Annotated in this window: 5 protein-coding genes; 3 read left to right on the top strand and 2 right to left on the bottom strand. The window is 75.8% G+C overall.

Going from position 1 to position 9,658, the window contains the following annotated elements; genetic code table 11:
- Positions 1-4,135: bifunctional nitrate reductase/sulfite reductase flavoprotein subunit alpha (locus AA75_RS41275; protein ID WP_033825654.1), on the bottom strand; the 4,135-nt coding region annotated here is incomplete at its 3' end.
- Positions 4,136-4,405: 270 nt separating this feature from the next.
- Here AA75_RS41275 and AA75_RS51285 point away from each other — a divergent pair.
- The 3 genes from AA75_RS51285 (at position 4,406) to AA75_RS41265 (ending at position 8,700) form a co-directional block, all read left to right on the top strand.
- Positions 4,406-4,513 (top strand): class III lanthipeptide, encoded by a 108-nt coding sequence (locus tag AA75_RS51285; protein ID WP_199520549.1) that lies wholly within the window; start codon positions 4,406-4,408, stop codon positions 4,511-4,513.
- A 207-nt stretch (positions 4,514-4,720) separates the two neighbouring features.
- Positions 4,721-7,450 (top strand): class III lanthionine synthetase LanKC, encoded by a 2,730-nt coding sequence (lanKC, locus tag AA75_RS41270; RefSeq protein WP_033825653.1) that lies wholly within the window; start codon positions 4,721-4,723, stop codon positions 7,448-7,450.
- Complete coding sequence (locus AA75_RS41265) at positions 7,447-8,700, top strand: MFS transporter (RefSeq protein WP_033825652.1); 1,254 nt, start codon at positions 7,447-7,449, stop codon at positions 8,698-8,700. Before lanKC ends, AA75_RS41265 begins: the two co-directional genes overlap by 4 nt.
- Positions 8,701-8,719: 19 nt before the next feature.
- On the opposite strand, the gene AA75_RS41260 is transcribed toward AA75_RS41265, so the two are convergent.
- Positions 8,720-9,523, bottom strand: a complete 804-nt coding sequence (locus AA75_RS41260) for an AfsR/SARP family transcriptional regulator (RefSeq protein WP_051814303.1) — start codon at positions 9,521-9,523, stop codon at positions 8,720-8,722.
- Positions 9,524-9,658: the final 135 nt, after the last annotated feature.

The following is a 9,658-nucleotide window of genomic DNA, read 5'->3' as shown; positions in this document are numbered from 1 at the left end:
CCGGGGACAGGCCGCCGCGGGTGGCGACGATCTCGCGCAGGGTGCGGTCGACGTCCTTGGCCATCCGGCCGGCGTCGCCGCAGACGTACAGGTGGGCGCCGTCGTTGAGCCACTCCCACAGCCGTCGGCCGCGCTCGCGCATCAGGTCCTGGACGTAGACCTTGTTGCGCTGGTCCCGGGAGAAGGCGAGGTCGAGGCGGTCCAGGTGGCCGGACTCCTGGAAGGACTCCAGCTCCTCGCGGTGGTAGAAGTCGGTGGCGCGGCGCTGTTCGCCGAAGAACAGCCAGTTGCGGCCGGTGTGGCCGCGGGCCCGCCGGTCCTCCAGGAAGCCGATGAACGGGGCGACGCCGGTCCCCGGACCGACCATGATCATCGGGGTGGCGGGGTCCGCGGGCGGCCGGAAGTGCGGGGAGCGCCGGACGTAGACCGGCACCGGCCCGTCGTCGGCGCAGTCCGCCAGGTAGGTGGAGCACACGCCGTTGCGCCGGCGGCCGAGGTCGTTGGTGTAGCGGACCACGGAGACGGTGAGCCGGACCTCGCCGGGGTGCGCGAGCGGGCTGGAGGAGATGGAGTACAGCCGCGGCTGGAGCCGCCCCAGCACACCGGCCCACTCGGCGGCCGTGGCCCGGACCGGGTGGGCGCCGATCACGTCGACGGCCTGCCGGCCCCAGCTCCACTTGGCGAGCTCGCCCTTGTTGTCGGGCCGCAGCAGCCGTCCGAGGTCCCGGTCGCCGGTCCGCTCGGCGACGAAGCGCAGCAGTTCCGGGGTGATCCGGGCGATGTCCAGCCGGGTGCGCAGCGCCTCGCCGAGCGGCACCGGGCCGGAGTCCGGGACGTCCACCGGGTCGTCGGCGTCCAGGCCGGTGACGGCGAGCCATTCGGCGACCAGGGCGGCGCCGTTGGCGGGCCGCACCCCGAGGGCGTCCCCGGCCTGGTAGGCGAGTTCGCCGCCGCGGGTGTCGAAGGCGAACTGCCGTACCTCCTTCTGCGAGCCGGGGAGGCTGAGCAGCCGGTTGCCGATCAGCAGGGTCGGGAACGGGGACGCCTTGGTGTGGACCGGCGCCCCGCCCGCGGGCGCCGCGGTGGCGCCGGGTGCGGCGGCCGCGGTGGTCCGCGCGGGGGCGGGCGCGGTGCCCGCGGCGAGGGCGGAGCAGACCTGGTCGAGCCACCGGTCGGCGGTCTCCTCGTAGTCGGGTTCGCAGTCGGCGCGCGGCACCAGGCGGGTGGCGCCGAGGGCTTCGAGGCGTTCGTCGAGGCGCCGGCCGTGGCCGCAGAAGTCCTGGTAGGTGGAGTCGCCGAAGGCGATCACGGCGTAGCGCAGGCCGGGCAGCGGCCCCCGCCCGGCGGCGGTCAGCGCCGACCAGAACCCGGCGCCGTTGTCCGGCGCCTCCCCGTCGCCGAAGGTGCTGCTGAGGAAGAGCACCGGCCCGCCGGGCGGCAGTGCGTCCGGGGTGGTGTCGTCCATGGCGGCCAGCCGCGCCCGGTGGCCCCGCTCGGCGAGCCGCCCGGCCACGGTGGCCGCGAACTCCTCGGCGTTGCCGGTCTGCGAGGCCCAGAGCACCAGCACCTCCGGGGCGTCCCGGGGCGGGGCGTCGGGCGCGGTGCCGGCGTGCCCGGCCGGGGCGGGCGCCGCCGTACGGGAGAACAGGCCGGCCAGCAGCCCGTTCACCCACAGGGTGCGTTCCGGGTCGAACGGCGCGTCGGCGGGGAGGACGGGGACGCCCGGCAGGTCCGGCGCGGCCTGCAGTCCGGTGAGGAAGCCGGCCAGGTAGCGCTGCTCCGGGGCGGCGAGCACCGGCCGGGCGGCCGCCGGGAGGCCGAGGACGGCGGCCAGGGTGGCCAGTGGGGCCGGGGCACCGGCGGCGTCCGGCGTGAACGGCACCGCGGCCCGGGCCGGGAGCAGGTGCGGCGCGGAGGCGGGCACCGGGGCGGTCTCCTTCGGTTCGGGGGCGGGGACCACCCGCAGCGCGACGGCGCAGGCCTTGAGTTCCGGCTGGAAGGAGACCGGGTCGACCGCGTCGTTGGTGACGGCGTTGATGCTGAGGTACTCGCCGAACAGGTCGTTCCAGTGGAACGGCGCGAAGCAGTCCCCGGGCCGTACCCGGTCGGTGACGACGGCGGGCAGTACGGCGCGGCCGCGCCGGGAGGCGACCTCCAGGTGGTCGCCGGCGGTGACGCCCAGCGCGGCCGCGTCGTCCGGGTGGATCTCGACGAACGGCCCGGGGTTCAGCCGGCCGAGCTTGGCGACCTTCCCGGTCTTGGTGAGGGTGTGCCACTGGTGCTGCAGCCGCCCGGTGTTGAGCACGAACGGGTAGTCGTCGTCCGGGAGTTCGGCCGGCGGCAGGTGGGGCCGGGCGAAGAACCGGGCCCGGCCGGAGGAGGTCGGGAAGGCCAGCGCGGGCCGGCTGCCGTCGGGGCGGACCAGCAGGGTCTGGCTGACGCCGTCGTTCAGGTACCGGACCGGGTTGCGGTCGGGTCCGTCGGCGTCCGGGGCCGGCCACTGCACCGGGGTGGCGCGCAGCCGCTCGTAGTCGACACCGCGCAGGTCCCAGCCGGTGGCGGGGTTCCAGGCCTGCTTGAGCTCCTCGAAGACCTCTTCGGCGCTGGTGTGGCCGAAGCCGTCCGTGAAGCCCATCGCGCGGGCCACCCCGGCGATCAGCCGCCAGTCCGGCAGGGCCTGGCCGGGCGGGTCCAGGACGCCCTGGACCAGGGTGAGGTTGCGCTCGGAGTTGACCATGACGCCGTCGGACTCCGCCCAGAGCGTGGCGGGCAGCACCACGTCGGCGTACGCGTTGGTCTCGGTGTCGGCGAACACGTCCTGGGTGACCACCAGATCGGCCGCCTCCAGGCCGGCGATGACGGTCCGCCGGTTGCCGACCGAGGCGACCGGGTTGGTGCAGATGATCCAGCAGGCCTTGATCTCGCCGGCCGCCATCCGCTCGAACATCTCGACCGTGCCGCGGCCGACCTCGGTGCGCAGGGTCCCCGGCGGCAGCCCCCACAGGTCCTCGGTGAAGGCGCGTTCGGCCTCGACCAGGACGGAGCGCTGGCCGGGCAGGCCGGGGCCCATGTAGCCCATCTCGCGGCCGCCCATCGCGTTGGGCTGGCCGGTGAGCGAGAACGGGCCGCTGCCGGGGCGGCAGATCGCCCCGGTGGCCAGGTGCAGGTTGACCAGCGCGTTGGTGTTCCAGGTGCCGTGGGTGGACTGGTTGAGGCCCATCGTCCAGCAGCTCATCCACTCCCCCGCCGCGCCGATCCACCGGGCGGCCTGCCGGATGCCGTCCTCGGGGAGGCCGGTGAGTTCGGCGACCCGGTCGGGCGGGTAGTCGGCGAGGAAGGCGGTCAGCTCCTCCCAGCCCTCGGTGTGCTCGGCGATGAACTCCTCGTCCACCTGGCCGGCCTCGACCAGCAGGTGCAGCAGGCCGTTCAGCAGGGCCAGGTCGGTGCCGGGCCTGACCGGCAGGTACAGGTCGGCCTTGTCCGCGGTGGCGCTGCGCCGCGGGTCGACCACGATCAACTTGGCACCGGCCTTCACCCGGTCCATCATCCGCAGGAACAGGATCGGGTGGCAGTCCGCCATGTTGGAGCCGATCACCAGGAAGACGTCGGCGTGGTCGAAGTCCCGGTACGAGCCGGGCGGCCCGTCGGCGCCCAGCGACAGCTTGTAGCCGGAGCCCGCGCTGGCCATGCACAGCCGGGAGTTGGACTCGATCTGGTTGGTCCGCACGAAGCCCTTGGCCAGCTTGTTGACCAGGTACTGCGCCTCCAGGCTCAGCTGGCCCGAGACGTAGAACGCCAGCGCGTCCGGCCCGTGCTCGTCGAGGATCGCGCGCAGCCGTCCGCCGACCGCGGTGACGGCCGCGTCCACGTCGGTGGCGGCGGGCGCGGTGCCGCGCTCGGTGCGCACCAGCGCCCGTTCCAGCCGGCCGGGCGCGGCCATCAGGTCGGCGCTGGTCGCGCCCTTGGTGCAGAGCCGGCCGGCGTTCGCCGGGTGGTCGCGGTCGCCGGTGGCGCGGGCCGCGGTGCGCCGTCCGGTGGCCGGGTCGCGGGCGATGTCGAGCACGATCCCGCAGCCGACGCCGCAGTACGAGCAGACCGTCCGCACGCTGTCCGTCCTCGCGCCTGACGCCGTCACCTGGTCTCCCTCCCGCCGGGCCGATGGTGGGAGCCGCTCCCACCGTCAGCACCGTAGGAAGGCCGCATTACCCCCAGGTCACGCGGGACCGGGCGGCCCGTTAAGCCCGCCGCACACCGGCCGGTGCGCCGCTGTGAGCGGCGCGCGGCCGGCGGGTGGCGGCGGTCCCCAGTGGGTTCCCATTCCGTTCCCAGTGCCCGGTGGAACGCTGCTCCCACGTCCCGGCCGGCCGGCCGGGACGGTCGGACCGAACCGAAGGGAGGGGTCTTCATGTCGAAGGTCCTCAAGCTCCAGAAGATGGACACCACCGAGCACGGCGGCCAGGACTACGAGGCCATCAGCTGCAGCTCCTGCGACTCGCAGAGCTGCAACGGCTGATTCTGCGGGCCCCGGCGGCGGCTGCCGCCGGGGCCCATGGCCGGTCCGGCCGGTCCGTACCCGAGGCGCCGCCCCCCGTTCGGCGCCCCGGTCGGGGCCGGCCGCCGGACGGGCGCGGCGTGGGGGCCCGCCCGGCCCGCGGCCGGCCCCGGGCCGCCGGACGATCCCCGCCCGAAGACCGCCCAACCAGCCCGGACGGAACCGCTGATGATCTCCTGGCAAGCCCTCCAGTTCTACCTGCCGTTCGACCAGCGCTGGTACGAGACGGCCGGCCGCCACCTGCCCGAACCCGAGCACCTGGCGGTCTTCCGCTCCCTGGCGCCGGACGGCTGGCGGACCCGGCGGCGCGGGCTGTGGTTCATCGCGGACCCGCCGGCAGCCGGGCCCGGCCCGGCGCAGGGCTGGAAGCTGCACGTCACGGCGCTGCCCGGGGAGAGCGTGCAGGTGCTGCGGCTGGCGCTGCCGGTGCTGCTGCGGGCCGGGGTGCGGTGCAAGTTCCTGATCGATCCGTACGCGGTCCGGCTGACCGGCAACAAGACCTTCTCGCGGACCGCGAGCGGCAAGTTCATCACCGTGTACCCGGCCGACGAGCAGCAGTTCCACGCGGTGGGCGGGGCGCTGGCGGCCGCGCTGGAGGGCCGGACCGGGCCGTACATCCTCTCCGACCGGCGGTGGCCGGGGTCGACCGCCGTCTACTACCGCTACGGCGGGTTCGCCGCGGTCAACCGGCTGCGGCCGGACGGGCTGAGCGACCTGATGATCAGTGCGCCGGACGGGACCCCGGTGCCGGACGTCCGCGCGCCCTACTTCGAGGCCCCGGACTGGGCCGTCGACCCGTTCCCGCCGGAGCCGGAGGAGCCGGACGCGCCGCTGGCCGGACGGTACACCCCGCACACCGCGCTGGCGTTCGGCAACCGCGGCGGCGTGTACCTGGCCACCGACGCGCAGACCGGCCGCGACGTGGTGCTGAAGGAGGCCCGGCCCGGGGTGATGGTCGGCCGGGCCGGGCGGTGGGCGGCCGACGTCCTGGCGAAGGAGTACCGGCTGCTCACCGAACTGGCCGACACCGGCCTGTTCGTGCGCCCGGTGGACTTCTTCCACGAGTGCGGCCACGCCTTCCTGGTCGAGGAGGTGCTGGACGGCCTGCACTACGGCCGGCACAGCATCGTCCACAACCCGGTGGTCACCCTCGGCCTGGAGCCCGAGGCGGTGCGCGCCTACCTGCTCGCACAGCGGACGCTGTGGCGCGGCCTGGCCCTGGCGGTCGCGGCCGCGCACGAGCGGGGCATCCTGCTCGGCGACCTGTCGTACACCAACGCCTTCGTCTCGCCGGACGGCGCGACGGTGCGGATCCTCGACCTGGAGACCGCGGTCCGCGAGGACGAGGACCACCATCTGGGCATCTACACAGTGGGGTTGGCGAGCCCGCGGCTGGTGGCGACGGACCGCTACGACCGGGCCGCCGACTGGCACGCGCTCGGCGCGCTGGTCCTCTCCTCGCTGATGGTGGTGAACAACACCACCGGCTTCCACCGGCCGGCGCTGCCGCGGTTCCTGGCCGCGCTGGCCGAGGACCTCGCGCTGCCCGCCGAACTGGTCGACCTGGTCGGCTGGCTGACCGACGCCGCGGCCACCGACGAGGACTTCGACGGCGCCGAGGTGGTCGAACGCATCGACGCACTGCCACTGGAGACGCACCCGGGCTGGGACCGGCCGGTCCCGCTGGCGCTGCCCGCGACCGTCCGCCACCACGGCACCGACCGGCCGCCGGGCCCGTCGGACGCCGAACTCGCCGCGCTCACCGAGCAGGTGGCCGCGTACGCGGAGGCGGTGGCCGACCCGCAGCGCGAGGACCGGCTGTTCCCGGCCGACCCGCTGGTGTTCCAGACCAACCCGCTGTCGGTGGCGTACGGCGCGATGGGCGTGCTGCACGGACTGCACCGGCTGCGCGGCGAGGTGCCCGAGCGGCTGCTGGCCTGGGCGCTGGCCCGGGACGTCGACCCGGGCCGGTACCCGCCCGGTCTGTACCTGGGCCAGGCCGGGATCGCCTGGGTCTTCGACGAGCTGGGCCGGCCCGAGGTGGCGGGCGCGCTGATGGACCGGGCCCGTGTCCACCCGCTGCGCTTCGCCGACCCCGGGGTGCTGCACGGCGCGGCCGGGTACGGCACGGCCTGTCTGCACCTGTGGCAGCGGCTCGGCGACGACCGGCTGCTGACGGACGCGCTGGAGGCCGGCGAGGCGCTGGCCGCCGGCTGCGTCCGCGACGAACGGGGCGCCCGGTGGCCGCAGGCCGGACCGGACGGCGAACGGGTCCGGGTCGGCCACGGCCACGGGGCGAGCGGCATCGCGCTGTTCCTGCTGTACCTGCACCTGGCGACCGGTCAGGAATGCTGGTACCGGCTCGGCCGGGAGGCGCTCGCCTTCGACCTGGGACAGGGCACCGTCATCTCCGGCCGGGCGCTGGTCTTCCCGGGCACCGCCCGCGAGCCGGGCGCCGAGGGCGGCGTGCTGCGCAACTACTGGGACGAGGGCACCGCCGGGGTGACCACCACCGTGCTGCGTTACCTCGCGGCCCGCCCGGACGCGGAGCTGCTCGCCGTGCTCCCCCGGCTGCTGGCCGACTCCGCGCGCAAGTACACCGTCCTGCCGCAGCTGTTCCACGGGCTGGCCGGGCTCGGCAACGTCCTGCTCGACGCCGGTGAACTGCTCCACGAGGAACGGTGGTTCGCCGAGGCCCGGCGGGTCGCCGAAGGGGTGCTGCTGAGCCGGATCGACCGTCCGCAGGGTGTGGTCTTCCCCGGCGAGCAGGCGCTGCGCGAGAGCACCGACTTCGCCACCGGGTCGATCGGGGTGGCGCTCTTCCTGGACCGGCTGCGGCACGCCCGCCCCGGCGGGCGGACCAACTTCAACTTCACCGTCGACGGGCTGCTGCCGTGAGCCCGCGGCTGCCGCGGCTGCCGCGCCGGATCTCCCTGCTGGGCGCCAATCCGGCGTTCCGGCGGCTGTGGATCGGGCAGTTCACCTCCGGCCTCGGCAGCTCGATGACGGTGCTGTCGATCCCGCTGCTCGCGGTCGCCACCACCGGCTCACCGGCCCGGGCGAGCGTACTGGCCACGCTCGGCTTCGTCACCACCTGGCTGACGGCCGTCCCGGCGGGCCAGCTGGCGGACCGGATCGGGCCGCGGCGGCTGATGCTGGGCTGCGACGCGGCCCGGCTGGTGTGCGTCGCAGCGGTGGCGGCCGGCGCACTGCTCGGCGGGCCGCCGCTGTGGCTGCTGGGCGTCTCGGTGGTGGTCTCCGGCGCCGCGATGATGGCGTTCAACCCCGCGTCCGGCAAAATGCTGCGGACCATCGTCCCCGCCGAGCAGCTGCCCGAGGCGGTCTCCGCCAACCAGATCCGCGGCTACACCGCCGGGGTCGCCGGCCCGGCCGCCGGCGGGGCGCTGTTCGCGCTCGGCCGGGCCGTCCCGTTCGCGCTCGACGCGCTCTCGTACCTGGTCTCGCTGGTGTGCGTCCGCGGCCTGCCGGCCGGCGCCGGCGCCGGGCAGGCGGCAGGCCCGCGCGGCTGGCCCGACCTGCGCACCGGGCTGGCGGTGCTGTGGCGCACGCCGTTCCTGCGCGGCACGCTCGGCTACTCGGTGCCGGCCAACACCGCGGTGTCGATGCTCACGTACGTGCTGCTGCTGCGCCCCGGCGCGGACGGCGGCGGCATCGGGGCCTCGCTGAGCGCCGCCGCCGTCTGCGGCCTGGTCGGCTCCGCCTTCGCGCCGTACGTGCACCGGCGGTTCGGGCTGCACCGGATCCTGCTCGGGGTCTGCCTGCTCCGGCTGCTCGGCACCGCGGCGGCCGCGCTGCTCGGCGGTCCGGTCGCGCTCGGCGCGGCGCTGGCGGGCGTGCTGCTGCTCGGGCCGGTGGTCGGCGCCGCGATCGGCACCACCACCCTGCTGGTGGTCGACTACGAGGTGTACGGGCGGGTGGTGGGCACCACCTCGTTCATCGGCGGCGCGCTGCAGCCGCTGGCGCCGCTCGCGGCCGGGTTCCTGCTGCAGACGGTCGGGGCGGCGCGGGCGCTGGCCGTGGTGGCCGTGCTGTTCGCGCTGTGCACGGCGGCGGTGCTGGCCGCCCGCCGGGGGCTGGACGTCAAGGTGCCCACGGCGGCGCCGGATGCCGCCCCGGCCGCGGCCTGAATCCGGCGCCGCGGCCGGGTCAGCCGGCGGCGGCCCGCCACTGCAGCGCGGGATCGTGGGCGAGCACCCGCTCGGTCATCCGGGCCAGCTCCGGGCCCGGGTCGACGCCGAGCTCCTCGCGCAGCAGCCGGCGCGCCGAGCCGAGGACGGCCAGCGCCTCGGCCTGCCGTCCGCAGCGGTACAGCGCCTGCGCCCGCAACGCCCAACCGGACTCGCGCAGTGGGTAGTCGGCGGTCAGCTCCTCGCTGTCGGCGAGCGTCAGATGGTGCTCGCCGAGCGCCAGCCGGGCCGCCACCCGGATCTCCCGGGCGGTGGAGCGCAGCTCCGCCAGGCGGGCGGTCTCGGCCTGCACCAGCCGCAGTCCGGCCAGGTCGGCGTAGGCCGGGCCGCGCCACATCCGCAGCGCAGCCTCCACGTGCGCCAGCGCCTCGGCGGGGTGCCCGTCGGCGGCGGCGGACGCACCGCCCAGCACCAGCCGGGCGAACCGGGCGCTGTCCAGCGCGTCCCGCCCGAGCTCCAGCCGGTAGCCGCCGGCGTGCCGCAGCAGCACCACCGGCGTCTGCCGAGCGCACCGCCACGGTTCCAACGCCCGCCTCAGGTCGGCGACATAGGTGTGCAGCGCCTGCCGCGGTTTGTCCGGCAGCCGTTCCTCCCACACCGCGTCGATGATCTGCTCCTCGCTCACCAGCGCGCCGCGCGCCAGGATCAGCGCGGCCAGCACGGTCTTGGGGCGGCGGCCGCCGAGCGGGGCGCGGATCCCGCGCACGGTCGCACCGATCGGCCCGAGGACGTCGATCGTCGGTTCTGTCGCGTTCAGGTCCATAGGGCGAGCGTGAACCGCGGCGGCGGGCTTCCCAATGGGGGCGGGCCCCCGTATTCCGCCGGGCCGCTCGCACGGCCGCGGCCCCCGGCGGGCGGGCCGGCCACGGCCCGGGACCGGCGGGGTTCCCGGCGGCGG

This window comes from Kitasatospora sp. MBT63 (assembly GCF_000710465.2).
Taxonomy (GTDB): domain Bacteria; phylum Actinomycetota; class Actinomycetes; order Streptomycetales; family Streptomycetaceae; genus Kitasatospora.
This window is presented reverse-complemented; position numbering and strand designations above follow the sequence as displayed.